The organism is Limisphaera sp. VF-2 (genome assembly GCF_049537125.1).
GTDB lineage: Bacteria > Verrucomicrobiota > Verrucomicrobiia > Limisphaerales > Limisphaeraceae > Limisphaera.
In genome coordinates, this window is the sequence record NZ_JBMVQY010000001.1 from 954,005 (window position 1) to 974,812 (window position 20,808).

A 20,808-nucleotide genomic window follows, 5' to 3' on the forward strand; every position below is an offset into this window, starting at 1 on the left:
AAGTCGGCCACCCGCGCCTGCCGCACAGCCCCGGCACTGCGTCTTCGCGGCAGAGTGGGGGAGAAATGTGTTAACCGACATCAGATTGAACTTGAACTGTTCGTCAGCGCACGACGAGATCTGTCAGCCAACCTGGCAGCAAGACATTCCCTGGCTACATAATCATTTTCGGTGAGGCGACGAATGCAGCCAGCGTGTCGGTGAACACGAACCCGACCCATCTTATTTCCGGGCGGAGTTGGCGGTGGACAATTCGGCCAATCCCGTCTGGCTGGGGATCACGAATGTGGCGGTGCTGCCGGTTGGTTCTGGCCAATACGTGGTCAGCAACATCACGGGCAAGGTGTTTGTGCCCAAGACGCCGGAAGCCTTTACGTACGACGCGGATGGGAATCTGACCAGCAATGGGCGGCGGACCTGCACGTGGGACGCTGGGAATCGGTCGGTGAAGCTCGAGAGCCGATCCGACCCACGGGTGGGTTCATGCCCGACGCGCCAATGGGCGTTGGCGGCGTACGCGGCTTGCCGTGGCTGACGCGGCACGCCGGATCGAATGCGGGCACACACTTCTGCGCCTGCGACGGCAACGCGAACGTCTGGCAGTTGGTCTCTGCTTCCACCAGCACGGAGACCGCGCGGTGTGAATACGGTTTCTTCGGCGAGCCCTTGCGCGCCCCCGGCCCGCCGCTCTCTTCACGCCCTTCTGGTTCAGCACCGAACGCATCCACCCGGCCACTGGGTTGGCCTTTTACGAGTATCGTTCCTTCAGCCCGGCCCTTGGGTGCCGGATCGGCCGCGCCTTCACCAGGGAAAGGGGAGAAGAAAACCCTTACCCACTTGTGGACGATGGGGCCATCCAACCTTGGACTCCAAGGCCGGCAATAATACCCTGCGCGGTCCCGATCCTCCAGACCGCCCGGTCCGGGTCCCGAACCTCTCCCCGGCGCATAATGCCGAATCCAGGTGCGCTGTGTTCGTTTGAGGAGTTCGGGGACGGCGGTGTCCAAGCGGTCAGTTTGGGCCTGCTGGCCCGGGCCCGGGCGAAGGGCCGGATCCGGGCGGGGCTGAGCACGGTCAGGCGGATACCGGTCCGGTGGAAGGCGGCCACCGCGGGCCGTTCCCCACCGCCGGTGGCCTCGCAGTGGACAGGAGCTGCGGGGCCGGACCTTGGCAACTGGACCCGAAGGGAATGGTCGGTGGGGGTGTGGGGCAGGTCGGAGAAACGACCGACCCGAGGGAGCTGCGGATTTCTCGGGCAGGGTCGAGGCCTGCGGGGTGTTCCTGCCCTTTCTTGCGGATAGGAGCCGGCCCGGTGGGAACGCTCTGGCAACGGTCCGAGCCGGGGACGCGAGCGCCGAAGCTGCATCCTGCGACGGCGCGGAGGTAACGACTCCGCCAGGGTTTCCGCGAACCCGTCGGCACCCCGGCCCTTGCCGCGCGCGGGTGGGAAGCCCGTTTCCATCGCGCGCTCCAGACGGCTCCGCCCCAGGGTAGAAGGAGTCAGATCCCGGGTCTCCGGAGTGCCAGCGACTGCATTGCGGGCCAGCAGTCACGGGCGACCCTCGAGGGCTCTGCAGCGGCGGGATCCGTTCGCACCGATGGGACCCCGATTCGGTCAAGTGGGAATCGTTCCAACGATGGCCGGTGGCGCAGCGCTGGCGTATGAAGGCAGGGACGTACCTGAGACGGCGCATGGAGCATGCGTTCAGCAAAGTCCGGGGCGAACCGGACAGGGGAGCGGCACTTCGCGGGTCGAATCGGGACAAGGCGAGCGGTGGACCCGGTTGAGTGCCGGGACGATGCCCGGGGGCGTGTGCCGGGCTGGAGAACAGCGGCCTTGATGGTCCGGAGCAGGTTTTTGAACGTTAATCCTCTTGACCCCGCCGGAGGCGCAACCCTAGGTTGGACCCCAGTGGGCGACATTTCATGTTTGCGCAACTGAAAAGTCTGTTCTCCAACGACATCGGGATCGACCTGGGCACAGCCAATTCCCTCGTTTACGTGCGTGACCGCGGCATTGTGTTGCGCGAGCCGTCGGTGGTGGCAATCGAGGCCGGGACCACGAATGTCCTGGCGGTGGGGGAGAAGGCCAAGCGGATGCTCGGGCGCACGCCGGGCAACATTGTGGCCATTCGCCCCATGAAGGACGGTGTGATTGCCGATTTTGAGATCACCGAGGCCATGTTGCGGCATTTCATTCAGCAGGTGCATCACCGCAAGCTGATTGCGCCGCGGGTGGTGGTGGCCGTGCCGTCGGGGATTACCGAGGTGGAGAGACGGGCGGTGAAGGACTCGGCCATGCACGCCGGGGCCCGGGAGGTGTACCTGATCGAGCAGCCGATGGCCTCGGCCATCGGGGTGGGCCTCCCGGTGGACGAGCCGGCCGGCAACATGATTGTGGACATCGGGGGTGGCACTTGTGAGATCGCCATCATCTCGCTGGCGGGCATCGTCTTCAGTCGCAGCCTTCGGGTGGGCGGCGATGAAATGGACGAGACGATCATTGCGCACATGAAGCGCGCCTACAACCTGTTGATCGGCGAGCGCACAGCGGAGGAGATCAAGATCCGAATCGGTTCGGCCTACCCGCTGGAACAGGAACTGACCATGGAAGTCAAGGGACGCGATTTGAGCACCGGATTGCCCAAGACCTTGACCATCCGCTCGGAAGAGATTCGGGAGGCCCTGCGCGAACCGCTGAACGCCATACTGGAATCCATCCGGCTCACCCTGGAGCGTTGTCCGCCCGAGCTGGCGGGTGACCTGGTGGACCGGGGCATTGTGATGGCGGGGGGCGGTTCCTTGCTGCGAGGCATTGACCGGCTGGTGGCCGAGGAGACCGGCCTGCCGGTGCACGTGGCCGAAGACCCCCTCAGTGCCGTGGCGGAGGGCACGGGTCGAGTCCTGCAGCATCTGGAATTTCTCAAACGCGTCACGCATTCCGGGTGAGTTCCTCGCGCTCGGTGACGGAACCGTGCGACGAAGGAACGGCATGTGGAAGCGATCGCACTCGGTGGCGCTCGGCTTGGTGGCCGGGCTCAGCCTGGCTTTGCTGAGCCTGCCCGAGGAATGGGCGGCCCGATTCAAGGTTGGCTGGAGCGCGCTTTACCTGCCGTTGCTCGGGCTGGCCGGGGCCGCGCAGCAGGCCGTTCCCGATGCCACCGGAATGCTCCTCAGCCGCCGGGAGCTGTTGCGCCAAAACGAGCAGCTGCGCCGCGAAAACCAACAACTGCGGTTGGAGGCCCTGCAGGCGGCCGAATGGGCCCGGGAAAACGCCCGACTGCGCCGCCTGTTGGGCTGGCAGGAACAGTCCCCCTGGAGGGATCGGCTCCGGTTGGCGCGGGTGACGTTGCGCGATCCCACCCCGTGGTGGCGGTCGCTGACCATCGACCTGGGCAGTCGCCACGGCGTCCACACCGGCTTGCCCGTCCTCACGCCCGAAGGCCTGGTGGGTCGAACGGCCGAGGTGGGGCCGTTTCATGCGCGGGTCGTGCTGGTGGGAGATCCCAACTGCCGGGTCTCGGCCCAGGTGCTCAACGGAACCGGGGACACCGGACTGATCATTCCCGCGGGGCCTCTGGACCCCGACCTGGTCCTCCTCAGCTACCTGCCGCGGGCCGCGGTGGTTCGCCCCGGCCAGGGGGTCGTCACCAGCGGCCTCGGCGGCTTGTTCCCGAAAGGCATTCCCATCGGCACCGTGGTGGATGTGCGCCCGGTGGAAAACGGACTGTATCTGGAAGCCCGGGTGAAACTGGCGGCGCCATTGCACGCCCTGCACGAAGTCTGGGTCTTGTGGCCATGAAACCGAGAACCTGTTGCGTCAGAATCGTTCGATTCGAACGTCCCATTCCAACCCGGACCCGCCGGCCCCGCCGGAGAACGATGTCCTCGTCATGCTGAGCTCGTTTCAGGTGGTCGCCACGCTTCTCGTGGCCTGGTTGGCACTGTTTCTCCAAGCTGCTCTGGACGGTTTGCGCCCCTGGCTGGGAGTGCAACCCGACGTTGTGCCGGCCCTGATGGTCCATGCCGCGTTGCAGACAAACCTGGTGAATGTCGTGCTCCTGGCCACCTTTGGCGGACTGACGATCGACACTCTCTCGGCCAACCCGCCGGGGGTGTCGTGTTTGCCGCTTCTGGCGGTGGGGCTGTTGCTGCATTTCCGGCGCGAACTGGTGTTGCGCGACCAACTGTTCGCCCAGGCGGTTTTGGGAGCGTGGGCAGGGGCGGCGGTGCCCGCCCTGACGGTGGTGTTGCTGCTGAGCTTGGGGCGGGAGCCCCTCCTGGGCTGGGGCAGTCTCTGGCAATGGCTGGTGCTGAGCGCCTGGAGTGCGGCAGTCACTCCGGTGATCTTTCGTCTGTTCGGCCGCATGCAGAGCTGGTTCGCCCCTTCCCCAGTCGGTCCGGGCGCATTTCGACCCGACCGGGAGATCCGACGGGGGCGCTTTTGAACCATGCAGATCCTGGACCCCATCCTGCGCGAGGATCAAAGCCTGCGGTGGCTGACCCGGGGAATGCTGACCGGTCTGGGGGTGCTGCTGGGGGGGCTGTGGTGGGTCCAGATTGCGTCTCGACACACCTACCAGAGCCAACTCGAGGTTCAGGCCATCCGTACCGTGCGTGTTCCGGCCGTGCGCGGCAAGATCCTGGACCGGCATGGCGTGGTGCTGGCCGACAGCCGGCCGGCGTTCACTCTGAGCCTGTACCTGGAGGAGTTGAGTCGAGAGTTCCGGGCCGAGTACCAGCGGCTGCGCCCGGTGCGCGTCGTACGACGCAACGTGGCCTGGGCCGGATGGGTGGGCGGTTCGAGCGTGGTGACCCAGTCGGTGCGGTTGTCGAGGGACCAAATCGAGCTCCTGGAATGGCAGGCACGAACCCGGGTGGTGAGCAACGCGATTCATCAGCTCAGTGGCATTCTGCATCACGAGATTCCGTTCGATGCAGAGCGTTTTCGCCGGCACTTCCTCACCCAGCGGGCTCTGCCGTTTCCGGTGCTCATGAACCTTCGTGCCGACCAGGTCGCTCGTTTGGCCGAGTATCCGATGCTGCCCCCCGGAGCGGATCTGGATGTGCAGTCGTTGCGCGTGTATCCCTACCAGGCCACCGCAGCGCATCTGGTTGGCTACCTGACCCGGGACGACCGGTCCTGGGAGGGGGAGGACGCGGATTACTCGTATCGGATGCCGGATTTTCGCGGGGTTGTGGGGATCGAAGCCGGGTACGATGCGGTATTGCGGGGGCGCGCAGGGGCCAAATCGGTCCTGGTCAACCACCTCGGATACAAGCAGGCCGAACAGGTGTGGAATCCGACGGAGCCCGGCTGGCACGTGGTGTTGACGTTGGACCTTCGGATTCAACAGGCGGCCGAGCAGGCGCTGCTGCGCGTGGGCGCCAACGTCCGGGGGGCCGTGGTCGTAATGGATGTGCACAGCGGCGATGTCCTGGCCATGGTGTCCCTGCCCGCGCCCAATCCGAACCATTTCATCTCGGGATTTCCGCCCGGGGAATATCGCCGGCTCATGGACGAGACTTTGCGGCCTCAGATCAACCGGGCCACCCAGGAGCACTATCCTCCGGGCTCCATTCTCAAGCCGTTGGTGGCCCTGGCCGCATTGGAATGCGGGTTGGACCCTGCCTCACGCTTTACGGTGATGCCCGACCCGGCTCGCCCCGACCGCGGCTGCATATACGTTGGGAACCGAAAGATTCGGGACACCGCACCTCCTGGCGACTACGATTTGCGCCGCGCCCTGCTTCGGTCCAGCAACAGCTACTTCGTCCATTGGGGACTTCGACCCGGCGTTTTGGAGCGCCTGGTACAACTGGGCCAGCAATTGCACCTGGGCCAACCCTTCGGCCTGCCCACGCGCCAAGAAACCGCCGGAGTGTTCCCCACGTTCGCGCAGGTGCAATCCGCATCGTGGCGCCATGGGGATACAGCCAATCTCAGCATTGGCCAGGGGCCGGTGGCGGTCACACCTCTTCAAATGGCCGTGGTGACGGCCGCCCTGGCCAACGGTGGGCGGGTCTTGTGGCCGCGCCTGGTGGATCGGTTGGAACCGCCGGAACTGCACCCCGGCCGAGCGCCCCAGCGTTTCCCGGCCGGTCGGGTGCGGGACCGGCTGACGCTGCGGCCCGAGCATTTGCGCGTCTTGCACGAAGCCATGTTGGCCGACACCGAGGACCCCGAGGGGACGGGTCGGGCTGCCGCGGTCCCCGGGTTCCGTGTGTGCGGCAAGACCGGCACCGCGCAAATGATGGATGCCGAGGGACGTTTGCGCGGGTATACCACGTGGTTCATCGGGTTCGCTCCGTATGAACAACCGCGGTACGCGTTGGCGGTCATGGTGGAGGACGGGGGCAGTGGCGGCGCCACGTGCGCCCCGGTGGCTCGCGAGGTCTTTCGCGCCCTGCAACAGCGGGCACAACACGAACCCGTCGAACTCGCCGCCCGGTTCCTGCCATGAGTGACCTTGCGCTCCAACCTCGCAACCCGCGCCTGGACTGGCCGCTCTGGCTGGCCGTGGGCGGGCTGATGGTGCTGGGGCTGCTGTTCGTGGCCAGTGCCACCGCGCCCGCGGAAGAACACAACCAGCTGGCGCTCTGGGATCGTAGCTGGTTCCGACAGGCGATCTGGTACGGGGTGGGCCTGGCGGCTGCGGTCGCCCTGAGTTCGGTGGATTACAGCGTTCTGGCCCGGTGGGCCCCCGTGGCCTACTGGAGCCTGATGGGAGTGTTGGCCCTGGTCCTGGTACCGGGAATCGGGGCCGTGCGGTACGGCGCGCGGCGGTGGCTCGATCTGGGCCCCTTCCAGGTGCAGCCCTCGGAATTCGCCAAACTGGTGCTCATTGTGATGCTCGCCCATTTTCTCAGTCGGCCCGCCGACGAGTTGCGCCGTCCCGAGGTGTTGTGGAAGGCGCTCGGCTGGATGGCCCTGCCTTTTGTGCTGATCCTGAAGGAACCCGACCTGGGTTCGGCGCTCCTGCTGGTACCGCCCACGTTGGCCATGTTGTTGGCGGCGGGGGTGCCGCGTCGCTATATCCAGCGGTTGGTGGCGGGTTGCGTGCTCGTGGGTGGTCTGCTGGTTTTGAACGTGCTCTTTGCCCCGCCGGCCTGGCAAATCCGGCTGGAGGAGTACCAGCGGCAACGGTTGCTTGTGTATTTCGGCCGGGACTTTGCCCCGCCGGATGCCACTCCGGAGGAGCGCCAGCGGGCCCGTGCCTTGCAGGAAGCCCGATCCTATCAGGTGCGCCAGGCCCTGATCGCGGTGGGTTCCGGGGGCTGGTGGGGCAAGGGCTGGGGCCAGGGCACCCAGATTGCCCTGGGATTTCTGCCGCGCACGGCGGCGCACAACGACTTTATCTTCTCCGTGATTGCCGAGGAGAAGGGTTTTATCGGCAGCGTGACGGTGCTCACGCTGTACGGGGTGGTGTTGCTGCGTGGAATGCACATCGCCCGCCAGGCACGCGATCGCCTGGGACGGCTGATGGCAGTGGGTGTTGTAACGCTCCTGTTCAGCCAGGTCTTCCTCAATATCGGCATGAACATCCGGCTCATGCCCGTGACGGGCGTGCCACTGCCGCTGCTTTCGTACGGCGGGTCTTCAGTGGTGACCTCGTTGATCGCGGCGGGCTTGTTGCAGAACGTCTATCTCCATCGCAAAGGATACGGACCATGAGTGACCGCAGTTTTTCACGTCGGCGCCGCAGTTTGCGTTTCCGTCCCTCCGGCGGGTTGGGAGCCGTTTCGCCCAAGGCCCAGGCCGAGGCGCAGGAGGCCCGGGCGGCCGCCACGACGCCGGGAGCGGAACCGGAACGGGTCTTCGACCGACGCCACGAACAGGAAATTGAACGGGCCCAAAACCTGGCCTATGGCCTGCCCCCAGAAGGGGAACCGGCCCCGGCCGAACCCAAACCGTTGGGCGGCGAATTTCGCGAGCCTCATCCCGAAGTGCCCGAACAGGTCGAAGAGGAGAAAGAATATGAACCCATCCCGGTGGAGCCCCCGCCGCAGGGGATCCTCGATTCGATTCGGGCCGTGGCCGGGAAGATCGTCGAGAAGGTGCAGCGCCTCATCAAGCCGGCGCCCAAGGTCCACAAGGAAATCATCATCAACGTCGAGGCCCTGGAGACCCGTGTGGCCGTGCTGGAAAACGGTCAGCTCGAGGAATTCAACATCGAGCGCAATACCGAGGAACGGCTCGTGGGCAGCATCTTCAAGGGCCGGGTGCGCAACCTCGAGGACGGACTGAAGGCGGCTTTCGTGGACATTGGCTTTGAAAAGAACGCCTTCCTCCACTACTGGGACATCATCCCGAACCCCTTCGACAGCGGGGTCGAAATCGTCGAGCGCGAGGGTCGCAAACGGGAACGCCCGCGCATCACCCAGAAGGACGTGCCGCGTCTGTATCCGCCCGGCAGCGAGATCATCGTCCAGGTCACCAAGGGCCCCATCGGCAACAAGGGCCCCCGCGTGACCACCAATCTGGTGTTGCCGGGCCGGTTCCTCGTGCTGCTCCCGCACGCCGATCAGAGCGGCATCTCGCGCAAGATCGAGAATCCCCAGGAACGTCAGCGACTCAAGAAGATCCTGCGGGAGCTGAACATCCCGGAGGGCATGGGCGTGATCATGCGCACCGCCGGCGAGGGCCAGCAAAAGCGATACTTTGTGCGGGACCTGGCCTGGTTGCTGGAGGAATGGCGTCAAATCGAGGAACGCTGCAAGACCCAACCCACGCCCTCCTGCGTGTTCCAGGAGCCCGACCTCATCGAGCGGACCGTGCGGGACTTTCTGACCGACGATGTGGAACGCATCGTGGTGGACTGCCCCAAGGCCGAGCAGCGCATCCGCGAACTCATCGGCCGGATCTCGCGGCGCTCCGTCAACAAGGTCAAACTCTACACCGATCCGGTGCCCATCTTCGATCGGTTCGGCATCACCAAGCAGTTGGAGACCGCCTTCGCCCGCGTGGTGCACCTGAAGAGCGGGGGGTACATTGTCGTGGACGAAACCGAGGCCCTGGTGGCCATCGACGTGAACACCGGCCGTCACAAGCTCGGCGGCAAGGACCAAGAATCCACCATTCTGCGCACCAATCTCGAAGCCGCCGACGAGATCGTCCGGCAGCTGCGCCTTCGCAACATGGGCGGGCTGATCGTCCTGGATTTCATCGACATGAAATCGCGGCGCGACCAGCAGGCGGTCTACCAGCGGATCAAGGAGGGCCTCAAACGGGACCGCGCCAAAACGCACGTCCTGCCCATCTCGCAGCTCGGTCTCATGGAGATGACCCGCCAGCGTCACACCGAGAGCGTTCAGGCGGCCATTTACGACGACTGCCCCTACTGCCGCGGCCGGGGCAAGGTCAAGAGCGCCCTCAGCATGAGCGTGGAAATCCAGCGCAAACTGACCGAAATCCTTCGGCGTCGCCCCCGCGACGAGTCCGACTTCCAGTTGCGCATCCTGGTCCACCCCAAGGTGCTGGAACGGTTGCGAACCGAGGACGAAAAGCTCCTCATCGAGCTCGAAAAACGCTACTTTGGAAAACTTACTTTCCGCGCCGATCCCTCGTTGCACCTGGAGGAATTCCGCGTGTTCAACGCGCTGACCAACGAGGAACTGGCCCACATCACGCCACCGCAACAGTCCTGAAGCGGACGATCCCCGGCCGACTTCTTTGAGCCGGGGCGCCCGCGGCCCGCGAGACCCCCGGGCCGCGGGCCGGCCCGTCTTTTGCCCTGTCGGTCCCGAGCCGGCCGAGGCCGGTGGTCGGTCGGACCGGTTGCCGTGAACGGCAGCCCGACGGAGGGCAGGGCATGGGGGCGGGCCCTTGGGATGGCCGCTCGTACCTTCCAATTCACGAACTTTTTCGTGGGCAGCCCTTGCGGTCTGGACTAGATTGAGCGTGTGGGCCGCCCGCGGAGTGCGAGTCCGTCCGCGGCAAGCCCCCGAACACGAGCACACGCAACCACGGAACCAGCCTATGATCCAGTGCACCGGCACCATCGGCGACATCCTCAATCACAAGGGACACCAGGTCTGGACCATCGAGCCTGATGCCACTGTGTTCGAGGCCATCCAGCGGCTGGCCGAGAAAAACGTCGGGGCTCTGCTGGTGATGGACGGGGACCGGCTGGTGGGAATCTTCTCCGAGCGCGATTACACCCGAAAGGTCGCCCTGCGCGGCCGTTCCTCCAAGGAGACGCGCGTGCGGGAGATTCTCTCCGACCGTGTGATCTGCGTCAGCCCGCAGCACTCGGTGGAGGACGGACTGCGCCTGATGACCGAGCATCGCATCCGGCATCTGCCCGTGTTGGACAATCAAAAAGTCGTGGGCATTGTCTCCATCGGCGATCTGGTCAACTGGGTCATCAATCAGCAGAGCCAGACCATCCGGCAACTGGAGACCTACATTGCAGGGGGTTATCCCGGCTGAACCGGAGCGGCCGGACCGCGGCGGCCGACCCGCACCGAGACATGCCGGGCCTCGGGCAGTACGAACTTTTTCACCTCCACGGTTACGGCCAGCGGACGGTAGCGCGTCAGGATGAAGTCGGCGATCTCGGCGGCCAGCCGCTCCAGCAGCCGCCAGTTCCGACCCTCTCCAAACCGGATCAGCTGCCGCGTCAATTCGTAGTAGTCGATGGTATTGGCCAGGTCATCCGTGGCCGCGGCGGCGGATTCGTCCACCTCCAACTCGACCGTCAACAACAGCCGTTGCGGGTGCGCGCGTTCCGCCTCAGTGACGCCTACACGATAAAAAACCTCCAGGTCTGTGACCGTAATCGTGGCCATGCACGGTTCCCTTTCAAAGCGCCAAGCCTTCTGCCAAGGGGGAACGGTCCATGGGGTCCGCGTCGGCCGTGCTTCGTTGCCACAGCGCTTGCAACAAACGCCGGGAAGGTTCGTTGAGATCCTCCTCCAGAGCCGCTTGCAGGGGCAACCATTTCCAGGCCTGGCTTTCCCCGTTCAACCGCACTTGCGGCCGGCCGACCACACGACACGTGTAACAAAGCAGCACGAAGTGAGCGGGCCGATAGAACTCCTCCGGCCGAATGCAGTCCTGCACCCCCACGAGCCGGATCCCGCTCACCTCCAGGCCGGTCTCCTCGCGCAGTTCGCGGCGCAACGCCTCCTCGCAACGCTCCTGCCGCCGCACCTTGCCGCCGGGGATGCCCCAGCGGCCGGACCACTTGGCCGTGCGCACCAGCAGGACCTCGTCCCGCTCATTGAACACTGCCGCCCCCACCGTCACCACGGGCCCGCGGGCGGCTGAAAATGCCGCCGGTGGCGGCCAGGCAAACTGGAAGAGCTCCAGGTACTCTTCCAATTCTCCCAGATGTTCCACGATGAGATCCGGCTTCGCCGCCTGCAGCTGGGGGAGCGTGTTGTAACCGGTCAGAACCGCACAGGCCCCCACGCCCCCATGCCGGGCGGTCTCGATGTCGTGTTGCATGTCCCCCACGAAGAGCGTCTCCCCGGCAGCGGCTTGCTGCTCCGACAAGAGCCGACCAATCCACAGACGCTTGTCCCAGGCCTCGACGTAGGCCGCGTCCAGCCAGCGCTCCAGGCCCGTCTGCCGCGCCTGCACCTCGAAGTACTCGCGCTTGACCGTGCTCAAGACGAACGTGCGCAGCCCGGCCTCGCGACAAAACCTCAGGAACTCCCGCGCATGGGGCAGGGCCACGACACGCTCCTGAGCCCGGCCGAAATGCTCGTGAAACCAACGCTCCAGTTGTGCCAGCGGGACCTCCGGCACGTGCCGCTCATAAAACCGCACAAAGGGCAGACAGAACTCGGCCCGAAACGTCTCCAAATCCATCTCCGAACGGCCCGCCCGGCGCAGCACATGATTCGTCGCCTCCCACACCGCCTCCAGATCGTCCACCAGCGTGCCCGACCAGTCCAAAATCACGTTCCGAATCACGCAGCGAGTCTAATGCCGCTGCTCGGACCGAGACAACCTCGGTCGAGCGCACCCCGCTCCCTCGTGGCGGAAGCCGGAGACCGAGTCGTGTGCCGGGGCCCCCGCCGCAAGCCGGCCTGGTTGCCACGACAGGGCTTGGAGTGCCGGGCGCCGTTGCAGGAAAGGGCACCCCGGGGACTTTCGCCAACAGCCGCCGTGGTCGGCCCGACGACAGCCTTGATTCCGCCGTTGCCGTTCGGCCGTGTCACCCGTCAAAGTGACGGGCGTCGCTATCGATGGGAAACGATCCCGAAAGCACAGAGACCGGCAGAACGCCCTCACGAGGTTGGCTGCCGCTGCAGAACCTACTGCTCGCCGCTTTGGTGATGGCAGCCGTGGGTTGGGGTGTGGAAACGTGGAATCGCGCCCGAGGCTGGCCCCTCGGCAGCAAAATCTTGGATGGGCCAGTGGCGGCCAAGAAGCTGACCGGGCTGGTGCTCGTGGCCTGGCCTTTGAGTCTTTTGTCGGCCCGGTTCGCTGCTCAATGGCTCCTGGCCCGGGCCCGGGCGGGCTCGAATCCTGGCCTCCGACTCTGGCTGGTGGCAGCAACCCTGGCGTTGATCCCGCAGACAGCCATTGATTTGTTCTGCCGACGCGTGTGGGGAGCCTACGAGTGGAGCCAGCCGCGCTGCGCGTGGGAGGGCATTGTCTTCGATTGGTTGCCCGGGTTGTGGCTGGCGCATCTGTTGGCCCTGGCGGGGGCGGTGCCGGCACTGCTGGACAAACGGCCCGTGCCCTCGTTGCCTCCGGTCGGGGCGTTTCTGCTGTGGGTGGGTTGGAACCTCCTCTGGCTGGGGGCATGTTGGGGCCGAGTGGCCGAGGCAACTCTGGCCGCGGTGTTGGCGCCGTTCACCATGGTAACGTTGTGGGCGTTTCGGAACGGGTACCCGGCCCGCGGGTGAGCGGGCAAGGCGGACGGGAGCATCTACCAACGTTCGATCTCTGCGTGAAGTTGCGCCAGGTCCGGATCTTGCAGGGCCATGCGCTTGAGCTCGGCCGGATCTCCGATCGCCCATGCCCGTCGCAGCCAATGCCGCGCCTCGTCCAGCCGGTGCATCTGGCAGGCGTAACAGGACAGGTTATAAGCGACGAGGACCTCCCGCGGGAATCGCTCGGCCGCCGGGAGCAGCGCTTCCCAGGCGCGTTCGAGTCCGCCCTGGCGCGCTCGACGCAACGCGTAGGCCCGGTGCAGCCAGCCGCTCGGCCGATCGGGGGCCCGTTGCACCAGCGCTTCGGCGGTTTGCACCGCCTCGTCCCACCGTTGTTGGGCGGCCAGGATGGCCCAATGCAACTCCAGCACATCCGGGTGCGGCTGAGGCTGATGAAGCAGCGGCAGCAGTTCCTGTTCGGCCTCTTCGAGGCGGCCCAGTTCCATCCAACCCAGGGCCGCCGTGAGCCGGTGCCGGTCGGGATAGTCCAGCTCGTCCATGCGGTCTGCGTGCACGCCGGCAGGGAAAGGCGAGTGATGCGGCTCAGTTGACCAACCGATACCAGTTGTCGCGCTGGCGCGGTTCATAGCCCAGGTCCCGGATCAACCGGTGCATGTCCGCCACGGTCATCCGGAAGGCCGCCCCGGCCTGGCGCACCACGTTTTCTTCGATCATGATGCTGCCCAGGTCGTTGGCGCCGAAACGCAGACCCAACTGGCCAATCTCGGGCCCCTGGGTGACCCAGGAGCTCTGCACATTCTCAAAGTTGTCGAGGTAAATCCGCGCCAGTGCCTGGGTGCGCAGGTACTCCTGGGCCCCGGCCCGGGGCAATCGCAGCCTGGTGTTTTCCGGCTGAAAGGTCCATCCGATGAACGCCGTGAAGTATCCGCCGGTGGGGGCCCCGGGGCCGGTGGCACGGGCGTTGCCCGCCCGTTGCAGGGACCGGTCCTGCAACGAGCGCAGGCGTTCCAGATGTTCGATGCGATCCTCCACCGTCTCGACATGACCGAACATCATCGTGGCGGTCGAACACAGGCCGAGTCGGTGGGCTGTCTCCATCACGTGCAGCCATTCTTCCGCCGTGGCTTTGAGCGGGGCGATGCGCCGGCGGACGCGGTCCACCAAAATCTCCGCCCCCCCGCCGGGGATCGAACCCAGTCCCGCAGCTCGGAAATCCCGCAGGATCTGTTCGACCGGCTCCTCGAAGACCTTCTGAAAGTGAATGAATTCCGGCGGGCTGAATCCGTGGATGTTGATTTGCGGGAAGCGGCTGTGGATGTGATGGAGCATGTCCAGGTACCACTGCTTGGACAATCCGGGGTGATGGCCTCCCTGCAACAGGATCTGCGTGCCCCCGAGGGCCAGGGTTTCCTCGATTTTGCGATCCAGCTCTTCGAAGCTGATCACGTACGCGTCCGGATCCCGTGTGGTCCGATAGAAGGCGCAAAACTTGCAGTACACGTTGCAGACGTTGGTGTAATTGATGTTGCGGTCGATGATGTAGGTGACGATTTGGGCGCCGCGGCCCTCGTAGGCCCGGGCCTTGGCCAGTTGGCGTCGTCGGTCGGCCAGCATCCCCAGTTCCGGCAGCGGCAAGTCGTAAAGCCGCCGGGCCTCCTCGGGCTGGATGCGCTCGCCGTTCCAGACCTTCTGCAGCAACGTGTCCAATGGGGTCGCGTCCATGCCAGGCTCGAATGTAGCCGTGCGCCCGCCGGGCGCAACGCGCATCTTGGCCACCCTCGGTCCCGCAGCGGGGCGTTCGGGGAAGCGTGGGCACGCCGGACGGGCCTCCGGGCACGGAGGGGTTGGGGGACCGGGTCCCGCATCCGCGCGGCCCGGCCGAGGGCACCGTGCAGGGGGCAATGCGCCGGGCCGCTTTGCGTGGGAACGTGCTTTCTTCCGGAGAGCGGATGATGTTCAATGGGCGCACCATGAGTGAGACCCATGCCATGACGACCACGGCGTTCGAACTGCCCGGGTACCGGGTGGTCCAAAACTACGGAGTGGTGCGAGGCATTGTGGTCCGGTCTCGAAGCCTGTTCGGAAATCTGGGCGCCAGTCTGCAGACCCTGATTGGGGGCAACATTACGCTGTACACCCGGTTGTGCGAGCGGGCCCGGCAAGAGGCCTTCGATCAGATGCTGGCCCACGCGGGGCAGTTGGGAGCCAACGCTGTGATTGGCGTTCGCTACGATGCCACCGAGCTGGGTTCGGGCGTGACAGAGGTGCTGTGCTACGGGACGGCGGTGCGCGTGGAGCCGGTGACCGGCACTCCGTCGTCGTCGTTGACCGGCGGATCGTGCGACTGGCAAAACCGAGGGCAACGGGATTAGATTGTTACGCCTATGGCTGGACACAGTAAATGGGCAAAGGTCAAGCACTTCAAAGGCGCCCTGGACGCCAAGAAGGGCAAATTGTTCTCCAAACTGGCGCGGGAGATCATGATCGCCGCCCGACAGGGGGGCGGCGATCCCGAGATGAATCCCCGACTGCGGATGGTGCTGTTGAAGTGTCGGTCCGCCAACATGCCCAAGGAGAACATCGAGCGGGCCATCGCCAAGGCCACGGGCAGCGCCGAATCGGGCAACTATGAGGAGATCACCTACGAGATCTACGCCCCCCACGGCGTGGCCCTGCTGGTGCCGGTGAGCACGGACAACCGCAACCGGACTGCCGCCGAAATCCGCAGTCTGGTCACGCGCAATGGCGGTTCCATGGCCACCACCGGCGCCGTCAGCCACCTGTTCCAGCGCAAGGGCCAGATCATCGTGGCCCGGGAAAACGCCCAGGAAGACACCCTCATGGAGATCGCGCTGGAAGCCGGGGCCGAGGATTTCCGGGCCGATGAACAGGGCTACGAAATCATCACCGAACCCTCGAAATTCGAGGCGGTGCACCGGGCCCTGGAACAGCGCGGCATCAAATGCGAAGTGGCCGAGGTGACCGAGCTGCCGATCACCACGGTGCCCCTGCGGGATCCGGAAGCGATCGCCGCGGTCAATCGCCTGATCGAGGCGCTGGAGGATCACGACGACGTCAAGGAGGTCTATTCCAACGCCGAGTTCCTCAACTAAAGCGCCGGTTCTCCCCCTCATGCCCGTCGGCCCGGTGACCCGCCCTCCCGGCTCCGGCTCGGACCCGCGGCGCGGGGCCCTGCGCTGTTTTTGCCGGCCATGAAGACGCTGCGGCTGGACCGCTGGCTGCCCTCGCTCTTGCACCGGTTGGCCGGCGCCGTCTGTCGCCAACCCCGCTGGTTTCTCCTCGCGCATCTGGTGCTGGCCGCGGCGGGCGTACTGTACACCGTTCAGCATCTGCAGTTCGACACCAGCCGCGGCAACCTGGTCGGCAAACAACTCCGCTACCACCAGAACTTCCTGCGATTCCGCGAAGAGTTCCCCAAGCCCGACGACCTGGTGGTGGTGGTGGAGAGCGACGATGCCGAGGCCAATCGCCAGTTCGTCGAACGCCTCGCCGCGCGGCTGGAGCGGGAGCCCGAGCTGTTTCCCCGCGTCTTTTACAAGGGCGATCTCAAGCTGCTGGGCAACAAAGCCCTTCATCTGCTGTCGGAGAGCCAGCTGCAATCCCTGCGCGATCAGTTGCAGGCCTATCAGCCGTTTCTGCGGTCCCTGGCCGGCGCCACCAACCTAGTGTCGCTCTTCGACCAGGTGAACACGTGGTTCCGGACCTCGCGCAACGCGGCCCCCGAACAACAGCAGGCGTTGCTGGAGGCCCTGCCGGCGCTGGAACGCATCCTGTCCCAGGCGGCCGCCTCGTTGCATCGCCCCGGCCTGCCGCCCTCCCCCGGTGTGTCGGCTTTGTTCAATGCCGGCGAAGAAGCCGTGCACGCCGAGTACCTGGCCTACAACGGGGGCCGCCTGTTTCTGGTGACCACCCACCCGCCCTCCGTACAAAAAGAGGTCGAAGCCATCGATCGTCTGCGGCAGCTGGTGGAGGAAACCCGCCGGGAGGTGCCCGGAGTCAATGTGGGCGTCACGGGCGAAACCGTGCTCGAGCACGACGAAATGCGTCAGGCCCGACGCGACACCACGCAGGCCAGCGTCTGGGCCCTGGTGCTGTGCGCGGCCCTCTTCATTGCGGGCTATCGCGAAACGGGCCGCCCCTTGAAAGCCATGGCCACGCTCCTGATCGGCGTGGCCCACACCCTGGCCTTCGCCACCGCCACCGTCGGGCACCTCAACATTCTCACGATCACCTTCGTGCCGATCCTGGTCGGTCTGGCCATCGATTTCGGGATTCACCTGGTCACACGGTACGAGGAGGAACTCCGGATGGGCCATGGCCGCGTCCAGGCCCTCGAACGCGCCATGGTCAACACCGGCCAGGGCATTTGCACCGGGGCCCTGACCACCGCGGGAGGATTCCTGGCGATGAGCCTGACGCAGTTCAAAGGCATTCAGGAGATGGGCTGGATCTGCGGCGGCGGCATGCTCATTTGTCTGGTGACGACGCTGACCTTTTTGCCGGCACTGCTGTTGGCCGGTCGCCAAAACCTTTGGGATGAAACCTCGGTACGTCCACCGGTGCGGGCCCGCATCGAGCAACTCTGGCTGAGGCGGCCCCGGACCGTCCTGGGCATCAGCGGGCTCCTGACGGTGGCGGCCGCCGGACAGGCCCTCCGCGTCCCGTTCGACTACAACCTGCTCAATCTGCAAAGCCAGAGCCTGCCCGCGGTCGTCTTCGAAAAAAAACTGATCGAATCCGCCGGTCGCTCGCTCCTCTACGGAGTCGTGATTGCCGACTCCCTGCCGGAAGCGCAGCGACTCCAGGCGCAGCTGGAACAGTTGCCCGCCGTGGCCAGTGTGGAAAGCTTGGCACCTCTCCTGGCGGCAGAACCGGGGCCCAAGTCCAACCTCATTTGCCAGATTCGCGAGCTGGCCGCCACGGTGCGGCTGAACCCGCCGGATGCAACCCCCGTGGCGCTGGGCGAGTTGAGCCGGACCCTCTGGGGCTTGTCCGGCTATCTCGGTCTGGCCCTGGAAAACGTCGGCACGAACGATCCGGCCCTGGCGTCTCAACTCGAACGCCTGCGCCACACCGTGATCGACACGCGGCGGGCAATGCTCGATGAATCGCTGGGCCCCGAATCCGACCGCGCCCGCAAACTCGGCCTCTATCAACGCGCCTTCTTCACCGATTTGCAACAGACCTTCCGGGCCCTGCAGGAACAAGATCCCTCCGGCCCGATGCAACTGGATGATTTGCCTCCCGCCCTGAGGGAACGGTTCGTGGGCAAAAGCGGAAAGTTGCTCTTGCAGGTGTTTCCGAAGGACGACGTCTGGCAGCGGCAACCTCAGGAGCAATTCGTTCGGCAACTGCGCACGGTGGATCCGGACGCCACCGGAACCCCCGTGCAACTTTACGAGTACACCACGCTGCTCAAACAAAGCTACGAAACGGCGGCCTGGTATGCGTTGGCGGCCATTACGGTGCTGGTGGCATGGCACTTCCGCAGTCCGCTGGCGGTGGTGCTGGCGCTGCTGCCCGTGGGCCTGGGCATGCTCTGGATGACAGGCTGGATGGGATGGCGTGAGGTGCCGTTCAATCCGGCCAACATCATGACCCTGCCCCTGGTCGTGGGCATCGGCGTCACCAACGGCATTCACATCCTCAATCGCTTCGCCGAGGAGCAGGAACCAGGTCTGCTGGCCAAAAGCACCGGCAAGGCCGTCTTGGTTTCCGGGCTGACCACCGTGGCCGGCTTCGGCAGTCTGATGCTGGCGGATCACCAGGGCATCGCCAGCCTGGGCTTTGTGATGAGCACCGGGGTTACGGCGTGCATGGTGGCCGGACTGGCCGTGTTGCCCGCGTTACTCGTGTTGCTGGCCGGGCCCGGCTCCTCCCGCGGCCGGTAAAGGCCTGCCGCTTCGAGCCCGCCACTGCGGCGACGCGGACTTGCCGAAGTGTGCCCGGGAATCTGCAAGGCACCGACTCTCGGGCTGGCATTCGCCCACCGGTTGCGGCTGATGCACCGAGAGGATGTCTTGAGCGCCGCAACGCCGAGGCGGTTTGTCAAGGGGACCGACCCCGGTCCGCAAGTTCCTCCCCGACCCACCGGCCGGACGTTGCGTGCCGTCCCAGTCCCCGGCTGAGCACACCCGGTCGAACCGCCCCCGCCTGCGAGGCGGACTCGATCCGGTTCGAGCCTCCGCCGAACGACCCGAACTGTCGGGGAGCGCCTGCTGCCCACGGATCAAAGTTGGTGAACTCCGGGACCTGGACGGTCCCGTTCCTCAGCCCCGGGCCGGCGCTGGCCCGCGGTTTGCTTTGCTGGGTCTCGCTCGCTCGCAGCGAGCGTGAGTGGAGGTAAACTTATGAAATTCACCTGGTCAGCTCGAATCGCTTTCCTGGGGGTGCTGGCCTGCCTGGGCTGGTGCGGGTGCAGCTCGCTGGACCCGCAATCAACCTCCCAGCCTCGGTTTCATGAAGCCGCGCAGGCCAACCTGATCGTACAGTTTTACAGCTGGGAACATTCCCACATCCTGCGTCCGGACTATCGGCAGGAGGGCTTTCTCGTCCCGGTGGCACGAACCAACCTGAGCGAGCACCTTCGTCGCCTGCAGGTGGATCGAAATCTGGCCGTGGTGATCATCGGCATCAGTTACAATGCGGAGGAACGAACCCGACTGATCGAGGGTTGGAAGGATCTGCTCTTTTCGGAAGGGTTTCGGAGAGTTGTCTGTTTGCGAGGCGAAGGTGTCCGGAAAGTGGACGGGCTGGTGATTTTGGACGATTCACGCTTGACCCCGCAGGCAGGATCCCCGCAGATGAGCCACCGGGGATCGCCATGAAATCGAGGCGTCGCGCAGCTTCTCGACCGCCGCTGGAGCGGATGCTCCGCATTCATCAGGAGATCCAGGCCGGTCGCTATCCCAACGCCACCACCCTGGCCGAACAGCTCGAGGTCAGCGTCAAATCCATCCAACGCGATCTCGAATTCATGCGAGACCGGTTTGGTCTGCCCCTGGCCTACGATCCCCACCGGTTCGGGTACTATTACACCGAGCCGGTGGATTCCTTCCCCACCGTGCAGCTCAGCGAAGGTGAACTGGTCGCCCTCGTGCTGGCCGAGAAAGCGCTGCAACAATATCGGGGCACGCCGTTCGAGCGGCCCCTGCTCAGCGCCATCCAAAAAATGGAGCAGGGCCTGCCCGACACCATCTCCGTCAACCTCGCCGAAGTGGAGCGCGCCTTCTCCTTCCGTCAACGGGCCGAGCCCCGGCTCGACCTGGCGATCTTCGATGCGCTCAGCCGGGCGGTGACGCGACGCCAGCAACTCGAAATCCTGTATCGCAAACCCGGCCAACGTCAGGCCGAGCGCCGCCGCATCGATCCCTATCACCTGGCCAACATCAACGGTGAATGGTACCTCTTTGCCCACGATCACCTCCGCGGTTCGCTGCGGACCTTTGTCCCGGCGCGCATCCTCGAAGTCCGGCCCACGGGCCGCACGTTTGCCCGACCCGCCCGGTTTTCCCCGGACCAAATCCTGCGCGGCAGTTTCGGCGTTCGTTCCGGCACGGGGCATTACCATGTGGTCCTGCACTTCGTCCCCCCGGCCGCGGATTACATCCGCGAAAAGAAATGGCACGAGTCACAGCGGATCCGCGAACGTCGGGATGGCAGCCTGGAACTGCACCTGGAACTCACCAGCCTCGAAGAGATCGCCCCCTGGGTCCTGAGCTGGGGCGGTCAGGCGCGCGTTCTGCAACCGCGCGAACTCGTGCTTCGGGTCCGAGACGCTGCGCAGCGTTTGTTGACCCTCCATTCCGAAGATTGACAGACGCCCGCCCACCGCGTCGGGGCTCCGCCTCCAACGCAGCCCCATGGCACGGACCGACCCCGGCAGGCCGACACCGATGCACCGTGTTTCCGGGAAGGCGGCCGGGGCAGTGTCGA

General features: G+C 65.3%; 18 protein-coding genes. 14 read left to right on the forward strand and 4 right to left on the reverse strand.

Annotated elements, in window-relative coordinates; all coding sequences use genetic code 11:
* Window positions 1–238 precede the first annotated feature (238 nt).
* The 8 genes from ACPDIT_RS03425 to ACPDIT_RS03460 all read left to right on the forward strand — a co-directional run bounded on the left by ACPDIT_RS03425 (window position 239) and on the right by ACPDIT_RS03460 (window position 10,432).
* Window positions 239–535, forward strand: coding sequence for a hypothetical protein (locus tag ACPDIT_RS03425; protein WP_423441565.1), 297 nt, complete (start codon window positions 239–241; stop codon window positions 533–535).
* A gap of 1,391 nt (window positions 536–1,926) precedes the next feature.
* Window positions 1,927–2,949, forward strand: a complete 1,023-nt coding sequence (locus tag ACPDIT_RS03430) for a rod shape-determining protein (protein WP_423441567.1) — start codon at window positions 1,927–1,929, stop codon at window positions 2,947–2,949.
* Window positions 2,950–2,992: 43 nt separating this feature from the next.
* Window positions 2,993–3,802: a rod shape-determining protein MreC gene (mreC, locus tag ACPDIT_RS03435; RefSeq protein ID WP_423441569.1), complete on the forward strand. Its 810-nt coding sequence runs from the start codon at window positions 2,993–2,995 to the stop codon at window positions 3,800–3,802.
* 91 nt (window positions 3,803–3,893) lie between these two features.
* Window positions 3,894–4,448, forward strand: a complete 555-nt coding sequence (locus ACPDIT_RS03440) for a hypothetical protein (protein WP_423441570.1) — start codon at window positions 3,894–3,896, stop codon at window positions 4,446–4,448.
* A 3-nt stretch (window positions 4,449–4,451) separates the two neighbouring features.
* On the forward strand, window positions 4,452–6,464 hold the full coding sequence (locus ACPDIT_RS03445) for a penicillin-binding transpeptidase domain-containing protein (RefSeq protein ID WP_423441572.1): 2,013 nt from the start codon (window positions 4,452–4,454) through the stop codon (window positions 6,462–6,464).
* Window positions 6,461–7,675, forward strand: a complete 1,215-nt coding sequence (rodA, locus tag ACPDIT_RS03450) for a rod shape-determining protein RodA (protein WP_423441574.1) — start codon at window positions 6,461–6,463, stop codon at window positions 7,673–7,675. The genes ACPDIT_RS03445 and rodA overlap by 4 nt, the downstream gene beginning before the upstream one ends.
* The gene (locus tag ACPDIT_RS03455) at window positions 7,672–9,648 is read left to right on the forward strand and encodes an Rne/Rng family ribonuclease (protein ID WP_423441576.1); all 1,977 of its coding nucleotides are present in this window, start codon (window positions 7,672–7,674) and stop codon (window positions 9,646–9,648) included. The genes rodA and ACPDIT_RS03455 overlap by 4 nt, the downstream gene beginning before the upstream one ends.
* Window positions 9,649–9,979: 331 nt before the next feature.
* Complete coding sequence (locus tag ACPDIT_RS03460) at window positions 9,980–10,432, forward strand: CBS domain-containing protein (RefSeq protein ID WP_423441578.1); 453 nt, start codon at window positions 9,980–9,982, stop codon at window positions 10,430–10,432.
* On the opposite strand, the gene folB is transcribed toward ACPDIT_RS03460, so the two are convergent.
* Window positions 10,420–10,791, reverse strand: a complete 372-nt coding sequence (gene folB / locus ACPDIT_RS03465) for a dihydroneopterin aldolase (RefSeq protein ID WP_423441579.1) — start codon at window positions 10,789–10,791, stop codon at window positions 10,420–10,422. The genes ACPDIT_RS03460 and folB overlap by 13 nt on opposite strands.
* A gap of 13 nt (window positions 10,792–10,804) precedes the next feature.
* On the reverse strand, window positions 10,805–11,923 hold the full coding sequence (locus ACPDIT_RS03470; RefSeq protein ID WP_423441581.1) for an NUDIX domain-containing protein: 1,119 nt from the start codon (window positions 11,921–11,923) through the stop codon (window positions 10,805–10,807).
* Window positions 11,924–12,297: 374 nt separating this feature from the next.
* Here ACPDIT_RS03470 and ACPDIT_RS03475 point away from each other — a divergent pair, with 374 nt between their 5' ends.
* Window positions 12,298–12,864: a hypothetical protein gene (locus tag ACPDIT_RS03475; RefSeq protein ID WP_423441583.1), complete on the forward strand. Its 567-nt coding sequence runs from the start codon at window positions 12,298–12,300 to the stop codon at window positions 12,862–12,864.
* Between the two features lie 23 nt (window positions 12,865–12,887).
* Here ACPDIT_RS03475 and ACPDIT_RS03480 read toward each other — a convergent pair whose 3' ends face one another.
* Entirely contained in the window at window positions 12,888–13,391 is a 504-nt protein-coding gene (locus ACPDIT_RS03480) for a tetratricopeptide repeat protein (protein ID WP_423441585.1), read from the reverse strand.
* Between the two features lie 43 nt (window positions 13,392–13,434).
* Entirely contained in the window at window positions 13,435–14,574 is a 1,140-nt protein-coding gene (mqnC, locus tag ACPDIT_RS03485) for a cyclic dehypoxanthinyl futalosine synthase (protein ID WP_423441587.1), read from the reverse strand.
* A 227-nt stretch (window positions 14,575–14,801) separates the two neighbouring features.
* Between mqnC and ACPDIT_RS03490 the strand changes: the two genes are divergently transcribed.
* From ACPDIT_RS03490 to ACPDIT_RS03510, 5 genes are all read left to right on the forward strand, one after another.
* On the forward strand, window positions 14,802–15,224 hold the full coding sequence (locus ACPDIT_RS03490) for a YbjQ family protein (RefSeq protein ID WP_423441588.1): 423 nt from the start codon (window positions 14,802–14,804) through the stop codon (window positions 15,222–15,224).
* A 12-nt stretch (window positions 15,225–15,236) separates the two neighbouring features.
* Entirely contained in the window at window positions 15,237–15,965 is a 729-nt protein-coding gene (locus ACPDIT_RS03495; protein WP_423441590.1) for a YebC/PmpR family DNA-binding transcriptional regulator, read from the forward strand.
* A gap of 99 nt (window positions 15,966–16,064) precedes the next feature.
* A complete protein-coding gene (locus ACPDIT_RS03500) occupies window positions 16,065–18,764 on the forward strand; it encodes an MMPL family transporter (protein ID WP_423441592.1) in 2,700 nt (899 codons plus the stop codon).
* 459 nt (window positions 18,765–19,223) lie between these two features.
* On the forward strand, window positions 19,224–19,700 hold the full coding sequence (locus tag ACPDIT_RS03505; RefSeq protein WP_423441593.1) for a hypothetical protein: 477 nt from the start codon (window positions 19,224–19,226) through the stop codon (window positions 19,698–19,700).
* Window positions 19,697–20,689, forward strand: a complete 993-nt coding sequence (locus tag ACPDIT_RS03510) for a helix-turn-helix transcriptional regulator (RefSeq protein ID WP_423441595.1) — start codon at window positions 19,697–19,699, stop codon at window positions 20,687–20,689. Before ACPDIT_RS03505 ends, ACPDIT_RS03510 begins: the two co-directional genes overlap by 4 nt.
* Window positions 20,690–20,808: the final 119 nt, after the last annotated feature.